This window comes from Paraburkholderia flagellata, from assembly GCF_021390645.1.
GTDB lineage: Bacteria > Pseudomonadota > Gammaproteobacteria > Burkholderiales > Burkholderiaceae > Paraburkholderia > Paraburkholderia flagellata.
The window spans coordinates 1,193,583-1,220,527 of sequence record NZ_JAJEJT010000001.1; the positions used below are offsets into that span (position 1 = coordinate 1,193,583).

20 protein-coding genes are annotated in these 26,945 nt (G+C 65.0%); 11 read left to right on the plus strand and 9 right to left on the minus strand.

Annotation, left to right across the window (positions count from 1 at the left end):
- Window positions 1-565 precede the first annotated feature (565 nt).
- The 3 genes from L0U83_RS05225 (at window position 566) to L0U83_RS05235 (ending at window position 2,604) form a co-directional block, all read left to right on the plus strand.
- Window positions 566-1,135, plus strand: a complete 570-nt coding sequence (locus L0U83_RS05225; RefSeq protein WP_233881189.1) for an acyloxyacyl hydrolase — start codon at window positions 566-568, stop codon at window positions 1,133-1,135.
- 129 nt (window positions 1,136-1,264) lie between these two features.
- On the plus strand, window positions 1,265-1,585 hold the full coding sequence (locus L0U83_RS05230) for a DUF190 domain-containing protein (protein WP_233881191.1): 321 nt from the start codon (window positions 1,265-1,267) through the stop codon (window positions 1,583-1,585).
- Between the two features lie 158 nt (window positions 1,586-1,743).
- Complete coding sequence (locus L0U83_RS05235; RefSeq protein ID WP_233881193.1) at window positions 1,744-2,604, plus strand: 3-hydroxybutyryl-CoA dehydrogenase; 861 nt, start codon at window positions 1,744-1,746, stop codon at window positions 2,602-2,604.
- A gap of 20 nt (window positions 2,605-2,624) precedes the next feature.
- Here L0U83_RS05235 and L0U83_RS05240 read toward each other — a convergent pair whose 3' ends face one another.
- Window positions 2,625-3,725: an aldose epimerase family protein gene (locus L0U83_RS05240; protein WP_233881202.1), complete on the minus strand. Its 1,101-nt coding sequence runs from the start codon at window positions 3,723-3,725 to the stop codon at window positions 2,625-2,627.
- Window positions 3,726-3,785: 60 nt separating this feature from the next.
- Window positions 3,786-4,997 (minus strand): XylR family transcriptional regulator, encoded by a 1,212-nt coding sequence (locus tag L0U83_RS05245; protein WP_233881204.1) that lies wholly within the window; start codon window positions 4,995-4,997, stop codon window positions 3,786-3,788.
- A gap of 311 nt (window positions 4,998-5,308) precedes the next feature.
- Here L0U83_RS05245 and xylA point away from each other — a divergent pair, with 311 nt between their 5' ends.
- The 6 genes from xylA (at window position 5,309) to L0U83_RS05275 (ending at window position 15,628) form a co-directional block, all read left to right on the plus strand.
- Entirely contained in the window at window positions 5,309-6,631 is a 1,323-nt protein-coding gene (xylA, locus tag L0U83_RS05250; RefSeq protein WP_233881206.1) for a xylose isomerase, read from the plus strand.
- A gap of 101 nt (window positions 6,632-6,732) precedes the next feature.
- On the plus strand, window positions 6,733-8,223 hold the full coding sequence (gene xylB, locus L0U83_RS05255) for a xylulokinase (RefSeq protein WP_233881208.1): 1,491 nt from the start codon (window positions 6,733-6,735) through the stop codon (window positions 8,221-8,223).
- 195 nt (window positions 8,224-8,418) lie between these two features.
- On the plus strand, window positions 8,419-9,447 hold the full coding sequence (gene xylF / locus L0U83_RS05260) for a D-xylose ABC transporter substrate-binding protein (RefSeq protein WP_233881210.1): 1,029 nt from the start codon (window positions 8,419-8,421) through the stop codon (window positions 9,445-9,447).
- A gap of 91 nt (window positions 9,448-9,538) precedes the next feature.
- Complete coding sequence (xylG, locus tag L0U83_RS05265; RefSeq protein ID WP_444544254.1) at window positions 9,539-11,080, plus strand: D-xylose ABC transporter ATP-binding protein; 1,542 nt, start codon at window positions 9,539-9,541, stop codon at window positions 11,078-11,080.
- Complete coding sequence (locus tag L0U83_RS05270; RefSeq protein WP_233881214.1) at window positions 11,077-12,276, plus strand: sugar ABC transporter permease; 1,200 nt, start codon at window positions 11,077-11,079, stop codon at window positions 12,274-12,276. The genes xylG and L0U83_RS05270 overlap by 4 nt, the downstream gene beginning before the upstream one ends.
- Before the next feature lie 496 nt (window positions 12,277-12,772).
- Window positions 12,773-15,628, plus strand: a complete 2,856-nt coding sequence (locus L0U83_RS05275; RefSeq protein ID WP_233881215.1) for an ATP-dependent Clp protease ATP-binding subunit — start codon at window positions 12,773-12,775, stop codon at window positions 15,626-15,628.
- A 72-nt stretch (window positions 15,629-15,700) separates the two neighbouring features.
- On the opposite strand, the gene L0U83_RS05280 is transcribed toward L0U83_RS05275, so the two are convergent.
- Together L0U83_RS05280 and L0U83_RS05285 are read right to left on the minus strand one after the other, a co-directional pair.
- Window positions 15,701-17,992 carry an ATP-dependent DNA helicase gene (locus tag L0U83_RS05280; RefSeq protein WP_233881217.1) on the minus strand — a complete coding sequence of 764 codons (2,292 nt, stop codon included), beginning with the start codon at window positions 17,990-17,992 and terminating at the stop codon, window positions 15,701-15,703.
- Window positions 17,989-19,725: a VRR-NUC domain-containing protein gene (locus L0U83_RS05285; RefSeq protein ID WP_233881220.1), complete on the minus strand. Its 1,737-nt coding sequence runs from the start codon at window positions 19,723-19,725 to the stop codon at window positions 17,989-17,991. Before L0U83_RS05285 ends, L0U83_RS05280 begins: the two co-directional genes overlap by 4 nt.
- A gap of 120 nt (window positions 19,726-19,845) precedes the next feature.
- On the opposite strand from L0U83_RS05285, the gene L0U83_RS05290 reads away from it, so the two are divergent.
- The gene (locus tag L0U83_RS05290; RefSeq protein WP_233881222.1) at window positions 19,846-20,424 is read left to right on the plus strand and encodes a hypothetical protein; all 579 of its coding nucleotides are present in this window, start codon (window positions 19,846-19,848) and stop codon (window positions 20,422-20,424) included.
- A gap of 112 nt (window positions 20,425-20,536) precedes the next feature.
- Here the strand turns inward: L0U83_RS05290 and L0U83_RS05295 are convergent, their stop codons facing one another.
- Window positions 20,537-21,634: a DUF3443 domain-containing protein gene (locus L0U83_RS05295; RefSeq protein ID WP_308445022.1), complete on the minus strand. Its 1,098-nt coding sequence runs from the start codon at window positions 21,632-21,634 to the stop codon at window positions 20,537-20,539.
- A gap of 212 nt (window positions 21,635-21,846) precedes the next feature.
- Window positions 21,847-22,320, minus strand: a complete 474-nt coding sequence (locus L0U83_RS05300) for a DUF2844 domain-containing protein (protein ID WP_233881226.1) — start codon at window positions 22,318-22,320, stop codon at window positions 21,847-21,849.
- A 366-nt stretch (window positions 22,321-22,686) separates the two neighbouring features.
- On the opposite strand from L0U83_RS05300, the gene bamC reads away from it, so the two are divergent.
- A complete protein-coding gene (bamC, locus tag L0U83_RS05305) occupies window positions 22,687-23,931 on the plus strand; it encodes an NlpB/DapX family lipoprotein (protein WP_233881228.1) in 1,245 nt (414 codons plus the stop codon).
- A gap of 107 nt (window positions 23,932-24,038) precedes the next feature.
- Here the strand turns inward: bamC and L0U83_RS05310 are convergent, their stop codons facing one another.
- The 3 genes from L0U83_RS05310 to L0U83_RS05320 all read right to left on the minus strand — a co-directional run bounded on the left by L0U83_RS05310 (window position 24,039) and on the right by L0U83_RS05320 (window position 26,811).
- On the minus strand, window positions 24,039-25,637 hold the full coding sequence (locus L0U83_RS05310) for an L-lactate permease (RefSeq protein ID WP_233881230.1): 1,599 nt from the start codon (window positions 25,635-25,637) through the stop codon (window positions 24,039-24,041).
- Between the two features lie 231 nt (window positions 25,638-25,868).
- On the minus strand, window positions 25,869-26,237 hold the full coding sequence (locus tag L0U83_RS05315) for a hypothetical protein (RefSeq protein WP_233881232.1): 369 nt from the start codon (window positions 26,235-26,237) through the stop codon (window positions 25,869-25,871).
- A 352-nt stretch (window positions 26,238-26,589) separates the two neighbouring features.
- Entirely contained in the window at window positions 26,590-26,811 is a 222-nt protein-coding gene (locus L0U83_RS05320; protein WP_233881234.1) for a YMGG-like glycine zipper-containing protein, read from the minus strand.
- Window positions 26,812-26,945 lie beyond the last annotated feature (134 nt).

The following is a 26,945-nucleotide window of genomic DNA, read 5'->3' on the forward strand; positions in this document are numbered from 1 at the left end:
AATTCACGCGGATTATGCGAGGGGTTCGCGCGCTGTTTGTCCTCAATTTGGGTACAGCTACGCCGGGCATTCGGCGGTGTTTGTGAATACCCGAGCCCAGGCGCCGCATGGGTTTCGTTCATCGGAATATCCAGACACGAGGCGAATCGGTAAATCGCTATTCGCGAATTCGAACGCTCTGTAAATCGCAAAGCAGTAATTGAGACGAATTCGCGATCAGGGTGAGCGCGTATTTCGTAAGTTTTTCAGCAAATAACCGGTCTGCACCATTCGCGGGCTTCAATAATCGAAAATTGAAAGCCGTCAGTCAGTGTTGATCAGCGCGGAGAGCCCTATGGGGCGAGGCTTGCTGGCGAGCGAGCGCGTTCGGTTTTTCGACGCTAAGCTGCGCTTTCATATACGCGTGGGTCATTAGAGAATATTGAAGTCTGATGGCATTTGTTCTGCCTAAATGACAAGCGCGCAGTGCATTTTGTATGGCAATTGCGCGTACGCCGAGCCCGCGCAAATTGTGGTTGTGCCCGATGCATGACGTCATGCTGAATCGATCGAGTCGGGGAAATATATGAAAGTAAGAAGATTCGTCTGGCCGGCTCGTGCGGGGCGTGGGGCGCTCATCGTGTTTTGCGCGTTCGGCGCGGCCAGCGCGCAAGCGGACAACACGTTCGGCGTTCAACTCGGAGCGGGTGTTGCGGACCACGACGTGAAAAAGCTCGACCTCGGTTTCGTGTGGGATCCGGGCCTGCAGTGGTGGCACATCGGCGGGTATCACTTCACGTTGGTGGGCGAGGCGCACGTCGCTTATTGGAAGCTGAACGCGCCGGATGCCGTGTACTCCCATATCTGGGAATACGGCGTGACGCCTGTTCTTCGCTTCATCAAGGATACAGGCTGGTTCAAGCCCTTCATCGAGGCGGGCGTGGGCTTGCATTTTCTCTCGCATGTACGCCAAACGCCCGACCGCACGACGTCGACGTCGTTCCAGTTCGTGGACATGGTCGGCGTTGGCGCGCAGTTCGGCGAGCACGGGAGTTATCAGGCCGGGTTCCGTTTCCAGCACCTGTCGAACGCGGATATCAAGGAACCGAATCCGGGTACGAACTTCAGCCAGATCTATTTCCAGTTCAACTTCTAGGGCCGCAGCGGGCGTGCCAGCGTACGGGCGCGTAAAAGGACGCGTGCTAGACTTTTTTATATGCCGCCCGTCGCGCGGCGTTCATTCGACGTAACTCCGCGACGTACTTCCGAGTGCATGGAGGTTCCCATGCCCGCAGGCAGTCAACTCACGCTCTACACGAGCCGCAAGCACAAGAAGGGCCACAAGTCGGCGGTCTCGTGGATCATCGACGCCGCGCGTGCGCAGGGCGTCTTCGGCATTACCGTGCTGGAAGGCTACGAGGGCCTCGACATCCACGGAAAGTTGCACGCCGCACACTTCTTCGATCTGGCCGACGAGCCCGCCGTGGTGCTGATCGTTGCCGACGAGCCCTCCATCGACGCGCTCCTCGTCACGCTGGAAGCGGGCGGCGTCGAACTCTTCTATACGCGCTCGACAATCGAATACGGCAGGCTAGGTGGCGTCTGAACGGCACTCTGCTGGCCGCCCCCGTCACGCGAGTTCCGGTGGATTTGCACAACCCGTTACACTGTCGGTATTGGTGCGGTGCACCACGCGTTGCGCCGCATGACCGGCATTTTCCATAGCGACACGCCGGCGTCGCAGACAAGGAGTGAGGACGAGGCATGGCAATCGAATCGGTAGGGATCGTGGGCGCAGGCACGATGGGCAACGGCATCGCCCAGGCGGTGGCGGTGGCGGGGCTCAAGGCGGTGATGATCGACGTCACTGATGCGGCGCTCGCCAAGGGCGTCGCCACGCTCACGCACAGCCTCGAGCGGCTCGTCTCGAAGGGCAAGCTCGAAGCTGGCGCGCGCGATGCCGCGCTCGCGCGCATCGAAACGACCACCGACTACCAGCGTCTCGCGAGCGTCGATCTCGTGATCGAGGCGGCGACCGAGAACGCCGAGCTGAAGACGCGCATTCTCAAGCAGATCGAGGCCGCGGCCCGCCCCGACGCGATCATCGCGTCGAACACCTCGTCGATCTCGATCACCGCGCTCGCGACCACGCTCGCCGACCCGTCGCGCTTCATCGGCATGCACTTCTTCAACCCCGTCCCGATGATGCCGCTCGTCGAGGTGATCCGCGGGCTGCAGACGCGCGCGGAGGTTGCCGAGTCGGTGCGTGAAATGGCGCTGCGCCTCGAGAAGACGCCGATCGGCGTGAAGAACGCGCCGGGCTTCGTGGTGAACCGCGTTCTGGTGCCGATGATCAACGAAGCGTTCTTCGTGCTTGCGGAAGGCATTGCGAGCGCCGAGGAAATCGACGCGGGTATGAAGCTTGGCGCCAATCATCCGATCGGCCCGCTCGCGCTGGCGGACCTGATCGGCCTCGACGTCTGTCTTTCGGTGATGGACGTGTTCCTGAAGGACTTCGGCGACTCGAAGTATCGTGCGTGCCCGCTGCTGCGCGAGATGGTCGCGGCGGGCCAGCTTGGCCGCAAGACCGGGCGCGGCGTCTATCAGTATGACAAAGTCTCCTGAAGTTTTGCGCCCGGCTGGCTTCAGGCGAGCACGCTAACGCGGTATTGCGTGATCTGTTGATAGGTCTTGCCGGGCTGCAGCACCACTTCGTCGCACGCGGGCGCTTCCATGTTGATCTGGTTCGGGAAGCCGCCCGCTTCGAGGCACAGCCCCGCATAGCGCGCGCACGTCGTGCCACGGCGTCCCGGCTGTCCTTCCAGATAATTCCCCGTATAAAGCTGCAGGCCGCGCTGGTCGGTCGCGACGGCGAGCTCGCGCCCGCTGCCCGGTTCGTACACGCGTGCGACCGGCCGCACGGGCCAGCGGCCCGGCGCGGCGTGCAGCGTGCCCGCTGTGCTCTCGGGCGCACGCAGCACGTAACAGTGGTCGAAACCGTGCGCGCGTTCTAGCTGGGCATGCGGCCAGTCGAGCCGCGCGCCGAGCGGCGCGCCGTGGCGAAAGTCGAAGGCGCTGCCCGAGACATCGGTAATGCGCACGGGAATCAACTGAGGATCGACTTCGAGGAAGGCGTCGGCGTCGATCGTCAGCATGTGGCCGCGAATGTCCGGGCTCGTTTCGCCGGAGAGGTTGAAGTAGCCGTGACTCGTGAGATTGAGCGGCGTGGGCGCATCGCTCACGCCCTCGTATTCGAGCGTGAGCGTGCCGTCATCGTCGAGCGTATAGCGCACCTGCACGCTCACGTTGCCCGGAAAACCGCCATCCCCTTCGGGCGAATCGAGCCGCAGCACCAGCGAGCCCCGATCCTCTTCCACCTGCCACATCTGCCGATGAAAGCCGTTCGCGCCGCCATGCAGCAGATTGCCGTTCTCGTTGCGATCGAGCGGATAGTCGATCCCGTCCAGCGTGAAGTGCGCACCCGCGATGCGGTTGGCCCAGCGCCCGACCAGGCCGCCCATGTACGTGGAGGCCGCGAGATATTCCGCGGGCGTGTCGTGGCCGAGCATGATGTCCGCGAGGCGGCCGGCGCGATCGGGGGCGAGCCATGAGACGAGCGTCGCGCCAAGGTCGCTGACTGTCACCTTCATGCCCTGCGCGTTGCGCAGCGTGTAGAGCCGCACGGCGTCGCCGCCGGGCAGGGCGCCCCACGGTTCGGAAGTCATATAGGCAGCAAGAGTGTTCATGAGGCGAAGAGAACGTATGAAGAAAGCGTGATTGTCCGGGGTGGCCGAAGCCGCTTTATCTCAAGTGGACAAGCGGCCGCCGGAAGCGTTCGCGACACTGTCCTGATATTCGCGCGGCGTGCATCCCAGCTCACGGCGAAATACGGCATACATGTACTGCAGCGACGTGAATCCGCAGCGGATTGCCACCTCCGCGCTCGAAGCGTCGCGGCTCGCGAGCATCGCCTTCGCGGCGTCCAGCTTGTGGCGCAGGATCTCCTGGTGGACCGTGCACTGGAGTTCGCGCCGGAAATATTCTTCCAGCGACGAGCGCGACACGCCCACGTAGTCGGCCACCTGCTCGGTCTTGATGCCCTGGCACGCGTATTGGCGGATGAAGTGGCGTGCGCGCATGACATGCGGGCTCGACAACGGTTCATGCCGGGTCGATTCGAGCACATTGATGCCGACGGGCGGAACCAGAATGCGTTGTCCCGGAAAACGTGCGCCGCGCAGCATCTGGTGCAGCAAGTGGGCGGCCGTCTTGCCCATTTCCTCAGTGCCCTGAATGACCGACGAGAGCGGAATACGCGTGAGCGTGCGGGTGAGCGGATCGTTGTCGATGCCAATGATCGCCACCTGCTCGGGCACCGCAATGCCGTCAATCAGACATGCCTGAAGCAAATGCCTTGCCCGGGCATCGGTCACGGCGATCACGCCCACGGGCTTGGGCAGGCTGTGCAGCCACGCGCTCAACTGTTCGATATGCTGGTTCCAGGCGCTGGCGCTGGTGGCCTGACCCCGGTAGATCGGCGCCTGCACGCCTTCTTCGCGAGCGATCGCCTGGAATGCGAGTTCGCGCTCCTGTGCCCAGCGGTTTTCCTGCGCGACGGGCAGGCTGTACATCGCGAGATTCGGCAGGCCTGCGCCGATCAGATGCGTCCACGCAAGCGAAACCAGTTTGCGGTTGTCGGTCGCGATATAGGGCACGTCGGCAGGGTATTGGCCGGCATCTTCGAACGACGAGCCCACGGCGACCACCGGCAGCGGGCAGCCGCTCAGGGCGTCGGCCACGGCGGGGTCGTCGAAGTCGGCGATGATGCCGTCCCCATCGAAGCGCTCGATGCCCGCGAGCCGGCAGCGGAAGTCCTCTTCGAGAAAAAGGTCCCAGGCTACGCGTGTGGAGCGCAGATAGTGGCCAATCCCCGCAATGATTTCGCGGTCGTACACCTTGTTCGCGTTGAAGAGCAGTGCGATGCGGTGGGGCGTCTGGGAAGCGGGGGCACGGGTCATGTCGTGTCGGCGGCTGTTCGCCCGGCGCGCAACGCCTGCGGAAAGCCGCGATGTCTCCTGTTCGGGCGCGGTGCGCGCAAATGAGCGCCGCGCTACGATGTCTTTCGCGCCTGTGGCGCGTCGTTTTAAACGCCCGGTTATTTTAGGCCCACATTCGGGTTCGCGGGCGCACCGGCCGCGCCGGTCGGCAGGAAACATTAAAGGTCTCACGCAATTTCGCAATTGCCGCGCTTTGCGCGTCGCGGGCAGTATGGCGTCACACAGAGGGATGCACGCTGCGCCGCTGCGCTGCAACAACATTGGAGACATTCATGTCGTATTTCGAACATATCCCCGCTATTCGATACGAAGGTCCGCAGTCGGACAACCCGCTTGCGTACCATCACTACGACCGTACCAGGAAGGTGCTCGGCAAGACGCTCGAAGAGCATCTGCGCATCGCCGTGTGCTACTGGCACTCATTCGTCTGGCCCGGCAACGACATTTTCGGGCAGGGGGCGTTTCACCGGCCGTGGCAGCAGCCCGGCGACGCCATGGAGCGCGCGCGCCAGAAGGCCGATGCCGCGTTCGAATTCTTCTCGAAGCTCGGCACCCCTTATTACACGTTCCACGACACCGATGTCGCTCCGGAAGGCAAGGACCTGAAGGACTACACGGAAAACTTCAAGCGCATGGTCGACTACCTCGGCGAGCGCCAGCAAGCGAGCGGCGTGAAGCTGCTGTGGGGCACCGCGAACCTGTTTTCGAATCCGCGCTACGCGGGCGGCGCCGCCACGAACCCCAACCCCGAAGTCTTCGCGTATGCGGCCACGCAGGTTTGTCACGCGCTCGACGCCACGCGCAAACTGGGGGGCGAGAACTACGTGCTGTGGGGCGGGCGCGAAGGCTACGACACGCTGCTCAATACCGACCTCAAGCGTGAGCGCGAACAGTTCGCGCGTTTCCTTTCGATGGTGGTCGAGCACAAGCACCGCACCGGTTTCACCGGCACGCTGCTGATCGAGCCGAAGCCTCAGGAGCCGACCAAGCATCAGTACGACTACGACGTCGCCACGGTGCACGGCTTCCTCACGCAATACGGTTTGCAGAACGAAATCCGCGTGAATATCGAGGCGAATCACGCGACGCTCGCGGGCCACTCGTTCCATCACGAAATCGCGACGGCGTTCGCGCTGGGCGTGTTCGGCAGCGTCGACGCGAATCGCGGCGATCCGCAAAACGGCTGGGACACCGACCAGTTCCCGAACAGCGTCGAAGAACTCACGCTCGCGTTCTACGAGATCCTGCGCCACGGCGGCTTTACGACGGGCGGCATGAACTTCGACGCGAAGGTGCGCCGCGCAAGCGCCGATCCGGAGGACCTGTTCTACGGCCACGTGGGCGCGATCGACGTGCTCGCACTTGCGCTCGAGCGCGGTGCCGCGCTCGTGGAGAACGACCGGCTCGAGCAGTTCCGCAGCCTGCGCTATGCGGGCTGGGACAGTGAGTTCGGCCGCAAGATTCTCGCGGGCGGCTACTCGCTTTCTTCGCTCGCCACCGACGCACTCGCGCACGGCATGAATCCGCAACATGCGAGCGGCCAGCAGGAGCGCCTCGAGAATGTCGTGAACCAGGCCATCTACGGCCAGCGCTAGCCGTGCCACGGCGCGCGAAAAAACATTAGCGCGCGCCGTCAAATTCGCAATTGCGCCGTGTGCCACAGCAGGCAAACTGGCGCAAAAAGAAGGACGGAGACATGTTCATCGGTATCGACCTCGGCACGTCGGGCGTGAAGGCCGTGCTGCTCGATCGCGCGGGCGACGTGCTCGGCAGCGCGAGCGCGCCGCTCACCGTGAGCCGGCCGCAGCCACGCTGGTCCGAGCAGGCGCCGCAAGACTGGTGGCTCGCCACGCAGGGTGCATTGCGCGCGCTCATCGACGAGGCTCGTGGGCGCGGCATCGACCCGGCGCGTATTGAAGCGCTCGGCCTGACCGGCCAGATGCACGGCGCGACGCTGCTCGACGCGCAAGGCGAGGTGCTGCGTCCCGCTATCTTGTGGAACGATGGTCGTTCGGACACCGAATGTATCGAGCTTACGCGCGATGTGCCGCGGTTGCATGCGATCGCTGGCAATCTCGCGATGCCGGGCTTCACGGCGCCGAAGCTGTTGTGGGTGCGCAAGCACGAGCCGGAGATCTTCGCGCGCATTGCGCATGTGCTGTTGCCGAAGGACTATTTGCGCTGGCTGCTCACCGGCGTGTTCGCGACCGACCCGTCCGACGCCGCTGGCACGCTGTGGCTAGACATTGCGAAGCGCGACTATAGCGAGACCTTGCTTACGGCGTGCGGCCTCAAGCGTGCGCAAATGCCGGACGTGTTCGAAGGCAACCAGGTCACGGGTACGCTGCGTCCCGAACTCGCGCGGCAATTCGGACTGCGCGAGATTCCGGTCGTGGCGGGCGGTGGCGACAACGCGGCGGGGGCCGTGGGCGTGGGCATCGTGCGACCCGGCGACGCGATGCTGTCGCTCGGCACTTCGGGCGTCTATTTCGCGGTCTCGGACGGCTTTCTCGCGAATCCCGATTCCGCCGTGCACAGCTTCTGCCATGCGTTACCGCACACGTGGCATCTGATGTCCGTGATGCTGAACGCGGCCAGTTGCCTCGACTTCACCGCGCAGCTTACGGGTTACGAAAGCGTAGCCGCGTTGCTCGCCGACGCGGAAGCGAACTCGAACGCCGAGCGCGACGCGCGCCGGCCGTGGTTTTTGCCTTACCTGAGCGGCGAGCGTACGCCGCACAACAACGTCAACGCGAAGGGCGTGTTCTATGGCATGACCCCGCAGACCACGCGCGCCGATCTGGCCAACGCGACACTGGAAGGCGTAGGCTTCGCACTGCTCGATGGGATGGACGCGCTCCACGCGGCGGGGCTCGTGCCGGAAACAATAACGGTCATTGGCGGCGGCTCACGCAGCCCCTGGTGGACGCAAATGCTCGCCGATATCAGCGGCCGCGCGCTCGCGCTGCGCGCTGGCGGCGAGGTCGGTCCGGCGCTTGGCGCCGCGCGTCTCGCGCATCTCGCGCTCGAACCAGGCGCGGCGCTCGACGACGTGTGCCCGCAGCCGCCCGTGCTCGCGATGCGCGAGCCTGACGCCGCACGCCACGCCTGGTATCGCGAGGCGCGCCGTCCAACATTTAGCGCGCTGTATCGCGCGCTCGAACCGGTTTTCGCAACCGGCGCCTGACTAGCGGCGCCGGCGAAGAAAAAACTGCACTGCCAGCGTAGTGGTGCAGTCGATTGGTAGTCCTACGGTTATACCGCACGCCATGCCGTTTCGCGTGTGTTCCGCACTTGCATCGGCAACAACCTGAAAACCATCGCCGCAGCGGCGACGCGTACGCGCGTGCCCAAGCATCGGCATCAAGAGGAGTATGGAGACATGAATTTCGCCAAACGTCGGTCGGTTCTGAGTTCGCTCGTATGCGGGGCCGTGCTCGCGAGCCTGTCGCTAGCCGCACCGCTCGCTCACGCGAGCAAGGATCATCCCGAGATCGGATTCTGTATCGATGACCTGCGTGTCGAGCGCTGGTCGCGCGACCGCGACTACTTCGTCGCCGCCGCGGAAAAGATGGGCGCGAAAGTGTCGGTGCAGTCGGCTGACGCCAGCGAGGAACGTCAGATCTCGCAGATCGAAAACCTCATCTCGCGTGGCGTCGACGTCATCGTGATCGTGCCGTTCAACTCGAAGACGCTCGGCAACGTCGTCGCCGAAGCGAAGAAGGCGGGCATCAAGGTTGTTTCGTACGACCGTCTGATCCTCGACGCCGATATCGACGCCTACATCTCGTTCGACAACGAAAAGGTGGGCGAGCTTCAGGCGAAGGGTGTCTACGATGCGCAGCCCAAGGGCAATTATTTCCTGCTGGGCGGCGCGCCTACCGACAACAACGCGAAGATGCTGCGTGAAGGACAACTGAAGGTCCTCAAGCCCGCTATCGACCGTGGCGACATCAAGGTGGTCGGCCAGCAGTGGGTGCCGGAGTGGAGCGCTTCGACGGCGCTGCGCATCATGGAAGACGCGCTCACCGCGAACAACAACAAGATCGACGCAGTCGTTGCCTCGAACGACGGCACGGCGGGCGGCGCGATCCAGGCGCTCGCCGCGCAGCATCTCGCGGGCAAGGTGCCGGTGTCGGGCCAGGACGCGGACCTCGCGGCAGTCAAGCGCGTGGTGGCGGGCACGCAGACCATGACGGTCTACAAGCCGCTCAAGCTCATCGCGGGCGAAGCCGCGAAGCTCGCAGTCGATCTCGCGAAGGGCCAGAAGCCCGCGTACAACGCGCAGTACGACAACGGCAAGAAGAAGGTCGATACGGTGTTGCTGCAGCCTACGCTGCTCACGAAGAGCAACGTGGATGTCGTCGTGAAGGACGGCTTCTATACGCAGGCGCAACTGGCAAGCCAGTAACGTCTATAGCCTGACGGCCCGCGCGCGCCACGAGTGTGGCGATGGTGTCGCGCGGGCCTTCGCAGCGAGTGAGCAGCGTATGACCGAACCTTTGCTGACGATGCGCGGCATCGTCAAGTCCTTTGCGGGCGTGAAAGCGCTCGACGGCATTGACCTCACAGTGCGGCCCGGCGAATGCGTGGGCCTGTGCGGCGAGAACGGCGCCGGCAAATCCACGCTCATGAAAGTGCTTTCGGGTGTGTACCCGCACGGTACCTGGAGCGGCGAGATCCGTTGGGAGGGCGTGCCGCTCGAAGCGCAAAACGTGCGCGACACCGAACGTGCGGGCATCGTCATCATCCACCAGGAATTGATGCTCGTGCCCGAGCTTTCAGTGGCCGAGAACATCTTTCTCGGCAACGAAATCACGCTGCCGGGCGGCCGCATGAATTACGCGGCGATGTATCAGCGCGCCGACGAATTGCTGCGCGAGTTGAACATCGATGCCATCAACGTGGCGCAGCCGGTGATGAACTATGGCGGCGGCCATCAGCAGCTCATCGAGATCGCGAAGGCGCTGAACAAGCGCGCGAAGCTGCTGATTCTCGACGAGCCTTCGTCCTCGCTCACCGCGGCGGAAACGAAGATCCTGCTCGACATCGTGCGCGATTTGAAGCGCCGTGGCGTGGCGTGCGTCTACATCTCGCACAAACTCGACGAGGTCGAGGCCGTGTGCGATACGGTGAGCGTGATCCGCGACGGCCGCCACGTGGCGACCGAGCCCATGGCGACGCTCACCACCGACCGCATCATCGCGATGATGGTAGGACGCGAGATCCGCAATCTCTTTCCACGCGAGCCGCATGACATTGGCGACGTCGTGTTCGAGGCCCGCAACGTGACCTGCTACGACGTGACGAATCCGCGCCGCAAGCGTGTGGACGACGTGTCGTTCGCGGTGCGGCGCGGCGAGATCCTGGGCGTGGCCGGGCTCGTGGGCGCGGGCCGCACGGAGACCATGCAGGCGATCTTCGGCGCCTATGCGGGCGCATGCACGGCGACCGTCGTGCTCGAAGGCCGACCGCTGAAAATCCGCTCGCCGCTCGACGCGATCAAGGCGGGCATCGCCATGGTGCCCGAGGACCGCAAACGCCACGGCATCGTGCCGCAACTCGGCGTGGGCCACAACATCACGCTCTCGGTGCTGCAGCGTTTCTCGAAGCACGGACGCATCGACACAGCCGCCGAACTCGACACGATCCGCACGGAAATGCAGCGCCTTTCCGTGCGCGCGGCCAACCCCATGCTGTCGATTGCGAGCCTTTCCGGCGGCAATCAGCAGAAGGCCGTGCTCACCAAGATGCTGCTCACCGACCCGAAGGTGCTGATCCTCGATGAGCCGACGCGCGGCGTGGACGTCGGCGCGAAGTACGAGATCTACAAGCTCATCTTCCAGCTCGCCAAACGCGGCGTGGCGATCGTGATGGTGTCGTCCGAACTGCCGGAGGTGCTGGGCATCAGCGACCGCGTGCTCGTGATCGGCGAAGGCGAGTTGCGCGGCGACTTCGTCAACGAAGACCTCACGCAGGAAGACATTCTTGGCGCGGCGATCCAGAGCGTGCGCGCCCAACCCGATACAGCGAGTGCAGTATGACCCCCGACGTCACAACCCAAAGCGCGCGCGAAGAACATCAGCCAGGTGGCAATGGTTTCGCCATGCGCTTCCAGCAACTCTTCGCGCGCTACAAGATCCTCGCGCTGCTGCTCGCAGTGGCGGTGATCTGGCTGTTCTTTTCGCTGCTCACGCATGGCGCGTTCGTCACGCCGCGCAACGTCTCGAATCTGCTGCGGCAGATGTCGATCACGGGCATGCTCGCGTGCGGCATGGTGTTCGTCATCATCGCAGGCGAGATCGACCTCTCGGTGGGTTCGCTGCTGGGCCTGCTCGGCGGCGTGGCCGCCATTCTCGACGTGAACCGCGGCTGGCCCATCGGCGTGACCGTGCCGGTGGTGCTCGTGCTCGGCGTTGCGGTGGGGCTGTTCAACGGCTGGTGGTCGACATACCGTCGCGTGCCGTCGTTCATCGTGGGCTTGGGCGGTATGCTCGCGTTTCGCGGCGTGCTGCTCGGCATCACGGGCGGTTCGACCATCGCGCCGGTGTCCGATCACTTCGTGTTTCTCGGCCAGGGCTATTTGCCGCGCGTGGCGGGCGACGTGCTGGCGCTCGCGCTCTTTGTGCTGCTTGCCGTGCTCACGGTGCGCCAGCGTGCGAACCGCAGGCGCTATCAGTTGAGCGTCGTGCCGCTCTGGCAGGACGGTGTGAAGATCGTCGGCGCGGGCGCGATCCTGCTTGCGTTCGTGCTGATGCTCGATAGCTACGGCGGCATTCCGGTGCCCGTTCTGCTGCTGCTCGCGTTGCTCGGTATCTTCACATGGATCGCCACGCAAACGGTGTTCGGCCGCCGCATCTACGCGGTGGGCTCGAACCTCGAAGCCACGCGTCTTTCTGGCGTCAACACGAACCGCGTGAAGCTCGCGATCTTCGCACTCATGGGTCTCATGTGCGCGTTCGCAGGCATCGTCAATACGGCGCGTCTCGCGGCCGGTTCGCCTTCGGCGGGCACGATGGGCGAACTCGATGCGATCGCGGCCTGCTTCATCGGCGGCACGTCGATGCGCGGCGGCTCCGGCACCGTGTATGGCGCGCTGATCGGCGCGCTCGTGATGGCGAGCCTCGATAACGGCATGTCGATGCTCGACGTGGACGCGTATTGGCAGATGATTGTGAAGGGCGGCATTCTCGTGCTCGCCGTGTGGATCGACGTCGTGTCGGGGTCGAACCGCCGCTGAGCGACCACTGTGAAGCACGCGAGAACCACGATTGCAAACGTGCCTGCGCAGTGAGATTGATGAAAGTGTTCTTGCACCGCGCGTGACATTGCGACGCATCGGATGACCGTCACGCGTAGTTGCTCTCCTCACGCGCCCCGAGCGCGTTCTCAGGGCGGGACTCATGTCCCGCCCTTTTTCTTTGCTATGGTCGATCATCAACCGCACATTCAGCGGCGCATGTTCGACGCGTTGGCAATCGTTTCCTGCCACAATCGTTCGCACCTGTGTTGGGCGGCATACGCGCGCGACGCGCGCGATTCCTTCCGTCCGCAAGGTCATCGTCAGCCTCAGCACTGCGCCGCATTTGTGTTCCTGCGCGTGCTCGCCGATTTGTCGCTTTGCTGGTGCAACCGCTCTATGCACTGTCGCGTTGCACCGAATCGCGCCGCGAGGGTGTGCCCGGGGTTTGCCAACTTCGGCGGCGCGATTCCGATCCTCCGGAGACAAGCCGACCATGCCCACTCTTTGCGAAATCTGTAATGCCCGGCCCGCAGTCGCGCGCGTGACTGTCGTGCAAAACGGGCAGCGCAAGTCCATGTCGATCTGCGACTACGACTACCGCCAACTGATGCGTCACCAAAGCATGCTCAACCCGTTCGACTCGCTGCTGGGCGGCAGCGGACTGTCGCGCTTTTTCGGCGGACAGGGCGGCGAGGACGAGCATGACGGCGACGGGGACGATCTCTCCGCCGAGGTGCCGCGCGAATCCGTAGACGCGACCGATGCGTTCAGCGAGCAGACGCTCGAAATCCTGCAGCGCGCCGCGGAAAAAGCCCACGAATTGCAGCGTACTGAACTCGACACTGAACATCTGCTGTACGTGCTCGCCGACACCGATGTTTGCGCAGCACTCCTGAAGGAGTTGAAGCTCTCGCCGCAGGACATCAAAGGCTATATCGATCAGCATGCGCAAAAGGGTACGGCCTCGCCCGACGCGCCCATCGACAAGATGACGATTTCGCCGCGCCTTAAAAAGGCGTTTCAGTTCGCGTTTCAGGCTTCGCGCGATCTCGGCCACTCGTACGTCGGCCCCGAGCATCTGCTGATCGGTCTCGCTGCCGTACCCGACAGCATTGCGGGCACGCTGCTCAAGAAATACGGCGTTACGCCCGAGGCGCTGCGCCAGAAGGTCGTGAAGGTGGTGGGCAAGGGCGCAGAGGACGGCCGCGTGGATGCGCCCACGGGCACGCCAACGCTCGACAAGTTCGGCCGCGACCTCACGGCCATGGCACGGCAGGGCAAGCTCGATCCGGTGCTGGGCCGCGCGCAAGAAATCGAGAACACGATCGAGGTGCTCGCGCGGCGCAAGAAGAACAACCCGGTGCTGATCGGCGAGCCGGGCGTCGGCAAGACCGCCATCGTCGAAGGGCTCGCGCAGCGGATCGTCAACGGCGACGTGCCGGAGGTGCTGCGCGGCAAGCGGCTCGTGGAAGTGAACATCAATTCGATGGTCGCGGGCGCGAAATACCGCGGCGAGTTCGAGGAACGCGCGAAGCAACTGATCGACGAAGTGACCGCCAAGCACGACGAACTGATTCTCTTCATCGACGAATTGCACACGATCGTCGGTGCGGGGCAGGGTGGCGGCGAAGGCGGGCTCGACATTGCCAACGTGTTGAAGCCCGCGCTCGCGCGCGGCGAGTTGAGCCTGATAGGAGCCACGACGCTCAACGAGTATCAGAAGTACATCGAGAAAGACGCGGCGCTCGAACGGCGATTTCAGCCCGTCCTCGTGCCGGAGCCCACGGTCGAACAGACCATCGTGATCCTGCGCGGCCTGCGCGACAAACTCGAAGCGCACCATCAGGTGACGTTCGCCGACGACGCCTTCGTGGCCGCCGCCGAGTTGTCGGATCGCTATATCACGTCGCGCTTTTTGCCGGACAAGGCGATCGATCTGATCGATCAGGCAGCGGCGCGCGTGCGCATCGGCTCGACTTCGCGTCCCGCCGACATGCAGGAACTCGAAGCGGAGATTGCGCAACTCAAGCGCGAGCAGGATTACGCGGCTTCGCGCAAGCGCTTCGACGAAGCGAAAGGGTTCGAGGAGCGCATCAACGAAAAGCAGGAAAAACTCGAAGCGCTGACCGAAGCTTGGCAGCGCAAAACGGGTTCGGAAACGCTAGAGGTTACGGTGGCGTCGATTGCCGAGGTCGTGTCGCGGCTCACCGGCATACCGGTTGCAGACCTCACACAGGAAGAGCGCCAGAAGTTGCTCAAGATGGAAGAAACGCTGCGCGAGCGCGTGGTGGGCCAGCAAGACGCCGTCGTCGCAGTGAGCGATGCCGTTCGCCTCTCGCGCGCGGGTCTTGGTCAGTCGAACCGGCCGATCGCAACCTTCCTGTTTCTCGGGCCGACGGGCGTTGGCAAGACCGAGCTTGCGAAGGCACTTGCGGAAACCGTGTTCGGCGACGAACAGGCCATCATCCGCATCGACATGAGCGAGTACATGGAGCGTCATGCGGTGGCGCGGCTCATCGGCGCGCCGCCGGGCTACGTGGGCTACGACGAGGGTGGCCAACTCACCGAGCGCGTGCGGCGGCGCCCGTACAGCGTGATTCTGCTCGACGAGATCGAAAAGGCACACGCCGACGTCTACAACGTGCTGCTGCAGGTGTTCGACGATGGGCGCTTGACGGATGGTAAAGGCCGCGTGGTCGATTTCAGTAACACGATACTGATCGCCACGAGCAACCTCGGCGCATCGATCATCATGGACAACCTCGAGCGCCCCGAGAAGTCGCGCCTCGACGAGAAGACGGTCCGCGCCGAACTCATGAAGGTGCTCAAGGGCTATTTCCGGCCCGAGTTCCTCAATCGCATCGACGAGATCATCGTGTTTCATGCGCTCTCGCGCGACAACATCCGCGCGATCGTGCGGATACAGCTCGAGCGCGTCACGCGCACGGCGGCCGCGCAGGGCATCACGCTGTTGATGGGGCAAACGCTCGTCGATCACCTCGTGGAGGCCGGCTATCAGCCGGAGTTCGGCGCGCGCGAACTCAAGCGGCAGATTCGCCAGGAAGTGGAAACGCGTCTCGCGAAAGAGATACTCGGCGACGCGCTGCAGTCGGGTGATACCGTCGAGATCGGCTACGACAAGACGAACGACGAGGTCACGATCAGCAGGATCGCCGTGCCGCCCGACGTGAAGGAGAACAAGTCCGCGAAGAAGGCGAAGAAAGCGGCGACACCGCCTGTCGATGAAGTCGCGAACGAAATTGCCGCTGACGACATGGAAGGTGATCCGCCACCGCCGCCTCCTCCGAAGAAGAGCGGCAAGAGCGGGGGGAAGGCGAAGCCTGCTTGATCGTGCGGGAAAACCGCTGGCGCACCGAAAGGTGCGCTGGCTCTTTTATTCGATGATGATCAGGAATCCGGATCAACCGGAAGCGATGCGCCACCACGCGGGCAGCAGCGCACGCACTCCGGGCTGCGCGAAGCGGTCGTCCAGCAGGTGCACGACGCCGCGATCGTGTTCGGTGCGGATCACGCGGCCGGCGGCCTGTACGACCTTGCGCAAGCCCGGAATCAGGTATGTGTAGTCGAAGCCATCGCCGTATAGCGTATCCATGCGCGCGCGCATTGCCTCGTTCACGGCATTTACCTGGGGCATGCCGAGCGTGGCGATGAATGTGCCGATCAGGCGTGTGCCCGGCAGATCGATGCCTTCGCCGAACGCGCCGCCCAGCACCGCGAAGCCGATGCCGCAGCCGCCTTCCACGAAGCGCGCGACGAAGGCGCGTTGGCCCGCTTCGTCCATGGTGCGCGACTGAAACCACACGTCCACCTGCGGATGGCGAGCCATGAACAGATCGGCGGCTTGCTGCAGATAGTCGTAGCTGCTGAAAAAGCACAGATAGTTGCCGGGTCGCTCGGCATATTGTGTTGACACGCGCGCGACGAGCGCTTCGAGCGAACGCTCGCGGTCCTTGAAACGCGTCGAGATATGGCGGGCGATGTGTACGTCAAGCTGTTCGGCGCGAAACGGCGTGTCGATGTCGATGCTCACCGTGTTCGCGGGCAGGCCGAGCATGTCGCTGTAGTAATGCGTGGGCGAGAGCGTCGCCGAAAAGAGCGTCATGCTGTGTGCCGTGGCGATGCGCGCTCGCAAGGCATCCGCGGGCACGATGTTGCGGATTGCGATCGTCGAACGCGCCTGGCGAGCGTTCTGATTCGCAAGCGGTGTGACGTCGAAGAGCGAATGCGTATCGAAGCGTTCGGCAATGCGCGTGAAGTGCAGGGCGTCGAAATAGAAGCGTTCGAGTTCAGGGTCGCGCACAAGCGCTGGCTCGGCGAGCTGATCGCCAATCGCGCCGATCACGTCGCCGAGTGCGGTGACGAGGCCTTCGGGCAAGGTGTCGCTCGCGCGCCAGGCGCCGGGATCTTCCGCGTTTTGCGCATTCCAGTGCTTCTGCAGGCGCGCGAGCGCACGCTTGAGCGGCGCGCTCGCTGCGCGGCGCACGACGTCGATGCGCGTTTGCACGAGTTCCGCCGAGTACATCGCGCGGGCGCGCTCGGGGAGGTTGTGCGCCTCGTCCACGAGCACGCTCGCGCGCCACTGGTTGTGCGCGGCGAGCATGAACAGCATGGCGCTCGTGTCGAACCAGTAGTTGTAGTCGCCGACGATCACGTCGCTCCAGCGCGCCAGTTCCTGGCCAAGATAGTACGGGCAGACGGCGTGCTCGCTCGCCACTTCGCGCAGTGCTGCGCGATCGAGCCGCACGCGTTCGAGCGCCGCCGCGCGCGCGGGCGGCAGACGATCGTAGAAGCCGCGCGCCAGCGGGCATGATTCGCCATGACACGCCGCTTCGGGATGCTCGCAAGCCTTCTCGCGCGCAACGAGTTCGAGCACTCGCAAGGGAATGGTCGTTCGTTGCGTACCGGCGGCGGCCTCGTCTTGCGCGTTTGTCAGCGTGGCGAGCGCATCGAGCGCCAACTGACGCCCTGAGCTTTTCGCGCTCAAAAACACGACCTTGTCGATGGCCGCGCGCGGGCAAGCCTTCAACTGCGGAAAGAGCGTACCGATGGTCTTGCCGATGCCGGTAGGCGCCTGCGCGAGCAGACAGCGTCCCTGCGTGGCCGCGCGCCAGACCGCTTCGGCGAGATCGCGCTGGCCGGCTCGAAATTGCGGGTGCGGCAGACACAGTGCCGCGAGCGCGGCGTCGCGCGCGGCGCGGTGTGCGCTCTCCTGGTCGGCCCAGGCGACGAAGCGGCGGCATTGGGTTTCGAACGCGGCGCGCAGTTCCGACGCGCTCGCATGCTCGACGAGCGCCGTCTCGCGGCCCGAACCGATCTCGTAGTACACCAAAGCGAGTTCGAGCGTATCGAGGCCCAGCTTGTCGCACAGGAGCGCGCCGTAGACGTGCAACTGCGCCCAGTGAAGCGCGCGCTGATTCTCGCGCATCGCTTCGAGGTCGCCGCGATAGGTCTTGAATTCTTCGAGCCTGCGGCGCTCGGGATCATAGCCGTCGGCGCGGCCGCGCACGGTGAGCGATTCGAACGTGCTGGAAAGCGCGATCTCGGTCTCGTAGCCGGGCGGGCGCCGAGCGGCGATGGCCGCGTGGCCGGCGCGGCCATCGCTCGCATCGGGCGAGGGCGTGAAGCGCAAGTCGAGGTCGCCGCGCTTCGCGGTGAACTCGCACAGCGTGCGCACGGCGACGGTGTAGCTCATGGCGCGCGCAAGGACTGGACGATGCTTTCGTCGGCTTCGTCCGCCAGGTCGGGCCAGCGCACTTGCAACACGGAAACCGGCATACCGTGCTGCACGCAATACGCAAGCCAACGGCGCTGGTTGTCCTGCAGGCGGTCGCCGGGGCCTTTCACCTCGATCAGTTCGTAGCGCCGCTCGTGCGGCCAGAAGCGCACGAGATCGGGCAGGCCGGAACGGTTGGCAACGGGTTCGCGCAGCAGCCGCTCGAACCACAAGCGCAGATGCGCGGAGGGGAAGCAGTCGAGGGCGAGCGCGAGCAGTTCGTCGCTCAGTGCGGGCCATGCGACGAAGGGCGACTGGATACCGGCCTTTTGCGTATAGCGCTGCAGGATGGAGTCGCGGTACGCGTGGGTTTCGAGCTCGGCGAGGCATGCTTCGAACTGCGAAGCACGGCGTGCGACGAAGTCTGCGGCGTGGAGGTCGGCGGGTCCGCGCTGGAACGGATGGAAAAACGCGCCAGGCAGCGGCGCGAACAGCGCAGGCCAGCAGAGCAGGCCGAAGAGGGCGTTGATCAGCGTGTTCTCGACGTAAAACACCGGCGCTTGCGGCGTGGCGAGCGAGCGGCGCGCGGCTTCCTCGACGCGCAGTTCCCCGGGCGCCGCGGGCAGCGTGAGTTCGAGTTGCACGAACCCCGCCTCGGTGCTCGTCTTCGACTTCGCTCGGGTGCGCGCGAGACGCCCGAGTGTGCGCGCCGCGCGCTGCGCTTCCTCTTCGTTTTCAGGCGCATCGGCAATGGCCTGCGCGAGCGCCAGCGCTTCCTCGCGGCGGCTCTGTTGTTCGAGCACGCGCACGCGGCGGTAGCGCGATTCGGGATGACCACTGTCGAGATAGGCGCGCCACGCGAGTTCGGGTTCGCCCGCGCGCTCGGCGGCGAGCCCCGTGGCGTGACGCAGCTTGTCGTGGCGAGCGCGCAGCCACGCGTTGGCATGCGTGCGCGGGGCCAGCGCGTCGAGCGTATCGAGTGTCACGGCGATGGCGACGGCGGCGGCATCGGAGTCCAGGGCTTGGGAGGCGCTGTCGAAGCCGTCGCGGCAATCGCGCAGCGCGAGATACGTGTCGATGTCCTCGCGTCGCTGGAATGCGCGCGAGGCGCGGTCGAAGGGCACGCTTTCGTAGCGATAGACGCCGAGGTCGGCGAGCACGAATTCCGACCAGTCCTGATGCAGGTTGCCGAAGAACATGAGGCGCAGGCGCTCGCAGAGCGGCGCGCTCGCGAATAGCAGCACGGTGTCGGGCGAGGCTGGAAACCACGCATGCCAGTCGCGCGGCTCGGGCGCGACGGCGTAGTGCGCGGCGAGCGCTTCGAGCGAGGCCGCCCGCGTGGCGCGCGGTTCCAGCGCGATACCGAGGCGCTCGGCGAGCGCCTGCAGTTCGGCTTTCGTCACAAGCGCGGCGAGCGCGTCGAGATCGAGCGCGGGCGCTGCGTCGAGCCAACCCGCCGCAACGAGCGAAGCCGCCGCCGCGCGCGGGCAGCCGATCTCGTCGTACGCGAGACGGCTTGCGCGGAAATGGGGCCCCTTGCGCATCAGCATGCGCACGAAGAGCGCGCGCGACGCTTGGGGCATGCGAGCGAAATCGTCGGCGAAGCGGCGCTCGGCGTCGTCGAACAGGTCGGCGCAGCGTGCGTCGAGCCACGCCAGCGCGCGCTCGAAGTTCGCGAGGTAGTAGAACGGATCGGGAGAGTCGGGAAGCACGCGCGGCACTGTACGGATATACAGCAGCGATGATAGCAGGCTCGCGCGCGGGGGCGAGCGCCGTAAGGGATTCCCCGCCTCGTACGCTACAATTGCCGCAGCCTGAAAAACGGATGAGCGATGAACAAACGTAACGCCTGCTTCGTCGGCCTCGCGGCCGCCGTCACCCTGCTCGCGGGATGCGCGGCGCAGTACCGCAATACCAGCACCTGCGAAGAGGAGATGCGTAACCGCCTGGCCGATACGACGCTCGGCGACCTGAAAGTCACGCATAGCGCGACGACGTATCGTGGCGCGCGCGTGGTGATCGAAGGGCAACTCGAGAACGGCGCGGCGTCGGGCGCTGCGGTTGCATCGGCGCCAGCTGCGGCGTCTGCACCGGCCGCATCGGCAGCGGTGTCCGCTACCGGGCAGAACGTCCCGCAGGCGCCGACGATCAGCGCGCCGATGGTGCAGGCGGGGGCGTTGCCCGGCACGATTTCGGTTCCCACGGCTCCCACCGCCGAGGGCGGCGCCGCTGGGGGCAAGCCGACCACGCCGGTTGCGGCGCTGGCTGCGAAGCTCGGCATCAAGAAGGCCGCCGTCACGCCGACGGCAGCGGAGTGCACCTTCAACGAGTCTGGCCTCGCGACGTTCCGCTGGCTCGCGCCGGCGCCGCTCGCGAAGACCACGCCCGACCCGAACGCCGCGAACGACTAAGGCGAACTCACGCGGTTCGCTGTTGCGTTTCGTCGTCCACGCAATCTGCACTCGTGAAGGCCTCGCAAGAGGCCTTCGTCGTTTGTGACGGCCGTTGTCACTGCCGGCGCGCTCAGAACGCGAAGAACGGTCCCTCGCCGGCAGGCGTGGCCTGCGAGGCGATCGCCGTGAACACTCGCCGCCCGAAGAAGAACGGCAGCCCCCAGCCGAACGCGTTGGCGTTGTAGCCCGCCAGATTGCTGAACGCCCAGTTGCCGGTGGCGAGGAGCGAGGTCGCACTCGCCACGGAGAAGGTCACCGAAGCGCCCACGCCGTCGATGCCGGCGATCGTCGCGCCGAAGCTCGCGGGCGAACTCGGGCAATACCAGAACCCGCAACGCGTCATCGTCGAGTTGTTGAAGTAGAGCGCGTTCGAGCCGGTGTCGAGATAGCTCAGCGAGTAGACGGTGCCGTCCGATGTCGTCGTCTTCACATAGCCGGTGCCCGAATTCGCGCGCAGCACGCTCGCGCTGCCGAGCGTGTTGTTCGCCTGCGTGCCGATGCCGAAGATCATCGACCCGGTAACCTCGGACGCGCCGCCGTCCGCTACGGCCGGGAGGTCGATGACCACGCCGTTGTTGTCGGTGGCAAAGGCCGCCACCGGGTTGCTGACCTGTTGCGCGAGCGGTTGCGCGCTCGCCGTGCAGCCGCTCGCCGGGCAGGCGTAGTACCACGGCGTGACTGCCGCCCGCACGCAGGACACGCCGCAATCGGCGCTGAACGGTCCCACGCCGAGGATCCCGTTCGAGCGCAGCGTGGTGGCACTGTTCATCGCGAGACCGCTGCCGGCGCAGCCGGCTGGTGCGGAGGCGGGCACGGCCGGGTCGGCGATCAACTGGATCGGCAGCGAGGCGGCCGCTTCGCCCGCGAGTTTCACGTCGGCGCTGCGCACCGCTCCCCACGTATAACCCGTGCCGAACACGGCGCATTCACCTGCGATGCCGGATCCCGTGCCGGCCTGCACGGCGGGCAATGCGAAGCCCGCCGGCAGCGCAGAAGCCAGCAGGCGCAGACCCTGCGAGCCGGTATCGACCTGCACGTTGCCGACGCTCGCGCAGGTCGAGGTGCCCGGCACGCAGACCGTGACGCTCGTCATCAGCATGTTGCGTGTCGAGGTAGGCGTCGGGCCGACCGTGACCGTCACGACGTTGGGCGTGGTCGATTGCGGCACCGAGTTGCTCGTGCTGGTGGCCGACGGCGTGCTCGCGGGGCTTGCCGCGCTTGCGGAGGCTGGGGCGCTAGCGGGCGCGCTGGCGCCTGTGCTCGCGGAGGCGGTTGCGCTGCTTCCGCCGCCGCCACAAGCCGTCATTAAGGCGCAAAGCAGGAAGAGGGAGACGCTCTGGCCGATGCCGGGCGCGCGTAATTGGCGCTGGGTGCGGGCCCTCATTGCAGGTCCCCCACTCTCACGCCAGCGGGCAGCGCGGCAGGCAGCCACGCGCGTCCCACGTACGCGCGCATGTGGCCGGCCGTCTCGACCACGACCTGGGCGCCCTCCACGCGCGCGGCGTGCAGGCCGTCGCGGCCTGCGGCGTGAAGCGCCGCGGCGGCGCTGCGCCAGTCGACTGCATAACGGCCGAGCAGCGTTTCCACGTTGGGATGAGCCGGCCCTTGCCACGTGTATGCGAAGACCGTGCCGGTCGCGCTCCCCACATATTCGTTGATGCTCGTGCCGCCGTCGTCGACATAGCTGATGACGCGGCCCGCGCCGCCGCCGACAGTGCGCTGCGCGGCGCCGGCCGGCACCGCTGCGGTGTCGCCGAGCGCGGCGCGAGCCGGCGCGGCGGCGAAGCTCAGGCAACTGAGCGCGCAGACGAAGGCCGCGGCGCGGCCCGCCTGGGTGAGGCTGGAAGTTTTCATGACGCTCTCCGGTCCTGCTTTTTACGAATCTCTTTTTTGAGATTTCGATGTGAAATTAGCACCGGGGTCGTGCTCGCAAGCGGCCCGGGCTGGCAGGGCGGCACAGCGCAAAGGGGCGTTTCGGCGTGGATCGCAGTTAGGGCGTTGATTCAAAAAGGGAATTTTTGGCGGGTCAGCAGGCTCGGGGTGCCGGATCGAATGTGGATGAATGTTACGAGCAGGTTGGGTTGGCGCGTCGCGGCGGCCGATGCCGGACCTGGATTAAGTGCCACGCCGTGGTTTTTGCACAGCGGGCCGCCGGACCGGTAAAATGTTTGGTTGATCCACGGAAACTGGCCGTGGCGTAGCCGAAGGGATTACCCGAACATGAGTGATTTTCATCAACGTCTTGCCGCACGCGCGCTTGCGCTTCTGATGGCGGGCGGGCTGGTCGCCGGCTGCAGCTCGCCGACGCCAGGCAAGATCGATTACCGTAGTGACGCCAAGGCGAAGCAGTCCTCGCTCGCTGTGCCGCCAAACATGCTCGACGAAGCGTCCGACCAGCGCTCTCTCGCGCCGCAGGGCGGCGAAACCTCGCTATCCTCGCTCAAACAGACCCAGGCCGCGGCGCCGGTGTCCGACCAGAGCCAGGTGGTCCCGCAAGTGCCGGGCATGCATATCCAGCGTGACGGCACGGAAAGCTGGCTCGTCATCGACAGCCGCACGCCCGACCAGGTCTGGGCGCAGGTGCGCCGCTTCTGGCAGGAACAAGGCTTCCTGCTCGTGGTCGACCAGCGCGACAAGGGCGTGATGGAAACGGACTGGAACGAAACCCATCCGAAGATCAGCGACGGCCTCATCCGCAACACGCTTTCGTGGGCCACGGGCAACTCGTACGTGACCGCCGAGCGCAACAAGTACCGCACGCGTCTCGAAACGTCGCCCACCGGCGGCACCTATGTGTTCATCAGCCAGAAGGGTCTGAGCGAACAGCTCTCGGGCACCAATAACGACACCAGCAAGTGGGTGCCGAAGCCGAATGACCCGGCGCTCGAAGCCGAGTACCTCAAGCGCCTCATGATGACGCTCGCGAACGCGAAGCCGGGCGTGCCCGACGCGCAGGTCGCAGCCGAAGCCGACGCCAAGGCCAACAGCAAGGGCACCGACGCGAAGGCGAAGGGCGCGGACGCCGCAGCGGCCGCCGTTGCCGCGCAGAACGTCGCAGCCGTGGGCCAGCAATCGGGCAGCGGCTCGTCGAACTCGGGCGCGCAGGGCACTTCGGGCCAGTACACGTCGAGCGAACTCACGCTCGGCGAGCCGTACGACCGCGCCTGGGTGCGCGTGGGCATCGCGCTCGATCGCGCCAACTTCACGGTGGACGACCGCGATCGCACGAAGGGCATCTACTACGTGCGCTATGTCGATCCGAAGGATCTGAGCTCGGACGAACAGGGTTTCTGGAACCAGATCTTCCACGGCCGCAAGGAAAAGATCGCGAAGCAGTACAAGCTGAACGTGCGCGCCGTGACGGACAACCAGACGCGCGTTGCGATCGTTGACGACAGCGGCCAGGTCGATTCGTCGCGCCCGGCGCAGGAGATCATGAGCCTCGTGGTCGACGAACTGCATTGAGCCTAGCGCTCAAGCCAGCAACAGCTGGCTGACTGGATGTGGCAAAAGAAAAACCCGCCTGCGCTGGGAAGCGCAGGCGGGTTTTTTCATGCAAGCGCACTGTGTACTCAGTGCGGAATCATCCAGGTCAATACATTCTGCTGCAGCCACACGAGGATGCCGAGCAGCACGGTCAAGAAGATCGAGTGCTTGAAGGTCTTCGCGAACACGTGGCCTTCCTTGCCCTTGAGGTCCGTAGTGGCGACGCCGGTTGCGATGTTTTGCGGCGAGATCATCTTGCCCATGACGCCGCCCGACGAATTCGTCGCCGCCATCAGGATGGGATTGAGGTTGAGCTGTTTCGCGGCCACCACCTGCAGGTTGCCGAACAGCGCATTGCCCGAGGTGTCGCTGCCCGAGAGGAACACCGCGACCCAGCCGAGGAACGCTGAAACGAGCGGGAAGAACGCGCCGACCGAAGCCACGGCGAGACCCAGCGTATAGGTGAGCCCGGAGTAGTTCATGAGGAACGCGAGCCCGACGATGGTCGCAACCGTGAGGATGGCGATGCGCGTCTGCACCCAGGTATCGACGATCGCGCTGCCGAAATCGGCGGGCTTCAGGCGCACGACAAACGCGGTGATGATCGCCGAAACGAGAATCGCCGTGCCGGTGGCGAGCGGCTGGAAGTCCCAGATCGCGCCATAGGGCGTGTTGTAGAGCGTGATGTACACGGCCTTGTCGAGGCCCGGCCACGGCACTTTCACGTCGCCGATCGTGAAGATCTTCGCGACGGTCCAGATGATCACCACGGCCGCGACGATGATCCACGGATACCAGCCCTGCGCGCCCGTCACGGCGCCGCGCGTTTCCTTCGCGCGATCGACCTTGATGGCGAAGCGCGGGTCGGGCTCGGGCTTCCACACGCGCAGGAACAGGATGGTGAGGATCAGCGAGACGAGCGAAGAGAGCACGTCGGTGAGGCTGTAGTTGATGTAGTTGGAGGTGACGAACTGCGTGAGGGCGAAGCTGCCGCCCGCGACGAGCAGCACAGGCCAGATTCGCAGCATGCCGCTCATGCCCGCGTAGATCGTGATCACGTAGAACGGCAGCAGCAACGCGAAGAACGGCAACTGGCGGCCGACCATCTGGCCGAGCAGGTCCGAGGGCAGGTGCGTGACTGCGCCGAGCACGGTGATCGGCACGCCCAGCGCGCCGAACGCCACGGGCGCCGTGTTGAAGATGAGCGTGAAGGTCAGGGCTTCGAGCGTCGGGAAGCCGAGCATGATGAGCAGCGAACTCGTAATGGCGATAGGCGTGCCGAAGCCGGAAATCCCTTCGAACAGCGCGCCGAACGAGAAGCCGACCACGACGAGCACGATGCGCCGGTCATTGGGCAGATTGTCGAGCAGCCACATGCGAAACGCCGCGAAGCGGCCCGAGCGCAGCGCGATGTTGTAGAGCAGGAGCGCCGTGACGACGATCCACATCACCGGCCATAGCGCGAACACCACGCCTGCGAGCACCGAGCTGATCGCGAGATTGACCGGGAACTGCCAGCCGGCGATCGCGACGATCAGACCGACCACGAGCCCCGCGAGCGAGGCCTGCCAGGCGGGCCGCCGCGCCCAGCCGAGCAGGGCTAGCACGGTGAGAATGGGCAGCACGGCGATGAGAAACGAAAACAGCAGCGAATTGCCGATAGGGGTCAGCAGCTGGTGGAACATCACGTCTCCTTTATGCTGGTTCGTTATCGGCGCAGCAGTGTGGCTGCATACGCCGGGGCGCGTCGTCGGCTGTGGAGTTCAGTGCCCGGCCAGGCGGCCGAGTTAAGGCGGTGCTTCAATCCCCGCTAGCCCACTTGGAGGATAGATAACGAAACGGGAGCGTCAAGGAGGGAAAGTACGGTCCGGCACCGTTTTGCGGTGCGTCTCGCGGCGTAGTCTGGTGCGGGAGCGTCAGTGATGCCAGTGTCCGCCGCCACCGCTCCAGTAGCCAAAGCCGAACGAAACGGCGGGCGCGCCCCAGCCCCAGCCGTACGCGGGGTAAGGGTAATACGCGGGATAGGCCGGATAAGCTGGCCACGCGGGCACGGCGATCGCAACGGGCGGCGAAGGATAGAGCGGACCTGGATACTGTGCGTCGGGCACGGCGGCTGGCGCGGGGTTCGGCGCGGTTTGCGCGACTGCGGTTTCCTGCTGTGTAGCGGCTACGGGCACGGTGCCGTAGTAGTAGGGCGGGTAGCCGTAGGGAGCGTAGTAGTAGCAGCCGGAAAGTGCGGGGAGCATGCTCGCGGCGGTGAGCACAAGCACAGTCGGACGTTTCATGGCGGGCTCCGCGAGTGGCGCACGGCCGCGCAGGTTATCGCCTTCAGGCGCGGGCCGTTTGATCGTTCGAGCTTACGCCGTACATGTGCGTTTTGCGTTGCGGCTCGTTATCCGTATGTTTCAAGCGAATGTTTCACGTCGCGCGGCGCGTGCGGTGATGCTTGACCCAAGTGCTAGCCCCAAGCAAACGCGGCGCAGCCCGTGAGGGTCTGCGCCGCGCATCCTTCCCTGATGCACGCCTTGAATGGCGTGTTGCCTGTCGTGTCGTTACTGTTGCGTGCCGTCGCTTCGATCGTGAGGCTAAACGTCTAGCCGCATCGTCGATTCGTCCGGCCTTGATGCTTACTCGTGGTTACTTGCCAACCTGATTGCCGATCACGCCGCCGACTGCCGCGCCGCCCACGGTGGAGAGCGCATTGCCACCAATCGCAGCGCCGGCCACGCCGCCCACGCCCGCGCCGATTACCGTATCGCGGTCGCGTCTCGACATGTCGTCGCATGCGGTAAGACTGCCCAGCACGGCGACGAGTGTCGTCACCGTGAGCAGCGTGCCTGCACGTTTGAGCGTTTTCATTTTTCGACTCCCCACGCATAGTGCGCCTGAGTGTGCGGTGCGACATGCGCTTCGCGCGCGCCGCACCTCCAATACCCTCATCGTAGGCAGGCGACCCGTATCCGGGTGTGTGCTCTTGTCAGAGAGTTGTGGGA

What these genes read in the sequence shown, in the direction of transcription:
- L0U83_RS05225 (WP_233881189.1), top strand. Translation starts at nt 566, where the DNA reads ATGAAAGTAAGAAGATTCGTCTGGCCGGCTCGTGCGGGGCGTGGGGCG.
- L0U83_RS05230 (WP_233881191.1), top strand. Translation starts at nt 1,265, where the DNA reads ATGCCCGCAGGCAGTCAACTCACGCTCTACACGAGCCGCAAGCACAAG.
- L0U83_RS05235 (WP_233881193.1), top strand. Translation starts at nt 1,744, where the DNA reads ATGGCAATCGAATCGGTAGGGATCGTGGGCGCAGGCACGATGGGCAAC.
- L0U83_RS05240 (WP_233881202.1), bottom strand. Translation starts at nt 3,725, where the DNA reads ATGAACACTCTTGCTGCCTATATGACTTCCGAACCGTGGGGCGCCCTG.
- L0U83_RS05245 (WP_233881204.1), bottom strand. Translation starts at nt 4,997, where the DNA reads ATGACCCGTGCCCCCGCTTCCCAGACGCCCCACCGCATCGCACTGCTC.
- xylA (WP_233881206.1), top strand. Translation starts at nt 5,309, where the DNA reads ATGTCGTATTTCGAACATATCCCCGCTATTCGATACGAAGGTCCGCAG.
- xylB (WP_233881208.1), top strand. Translation starts at nt 6,733, where the DNA reads ATGTTCATCGGTATCGACCTCGGCACGTCGGGCGTGAAGGCCGTGCTG.
- xylF (WP_233881210.1), top strand. Translation starts at nt 8,419, where the DNA reads ATGAATTTCGCCAAACGTCGGTCGGTTCTGAGTTCGCTCGTATGCGGG.
- L0U83_RS05270 (WP_233881214.1), top strand. Translation starts at nt 11,077, where the DNA reads ATGACCCCCGACGTCACAACCCAAAGCGCGCGCGAAGAACATCAGCCA.
- L0U83_RS05275 (WP_233881215.1), top strand. Translation starts at nt 12,773, where the DNA reads ATGCCCACTCTTTGCGAAATCTGTAATGCCCGGCCCGCAGTCGCGCGC.
- L0U83_RS05280 (WP_233881217.1), bottom strand. Translation starts at nt 17,992, where the DNA reads ATGAGCTACACCGTCGCCGTGCGCACGCTGTGCGAGTTCACCGCGAAG.
- L0U83_RS05290 (WP_233881222.1), top strand. Translation starts at nt 19,846, where the DNA reads ATGAACAAACGTAACGCCTGCTTCGTCGGCCTCGCGGCCGCCGTCACC.
- L0U83_RS05300 (WP_233881226.1), bottom strand. Translation starts at nt 22,320, where the DNA reads ATGAAAACTTCCAGCCTCACCCAGGCGGGCCGCGCCGCGGCCTTCGTC.
- bamC (WP_233881228.1), top strand. Translation starts at nt 22,687, where the DNA reads ATGAGTGATTTTCATCAACGTCTTGCCGCACGCGCGCTTGCGCTTCTG.
- L0U83_RS05310 (WP_233881230.1), bottom strand. Translation starts at nt 25,637, where the DNA reads ATGTTCCACCAGCTGCTGACCCCTATCGGCAATTCGCTGCTGTTTTCG.
- L0U83_RS05315 (WP_233881232.1), bottom strand. Translation starts at nt 26,237, where the DNA reads ATGAAACGTCCGACTGTGCTTGTGCTCACCGCCGCGAGCATGCTCCCC.
- L0U83_RS05320 (WP_233881234.1), bottom strand. Translation starts at nt 26,811, where the DNA reads ATGAAAACGCTCAAACGTGCAGGCACGCTGCTCACGGTGACGACACTC.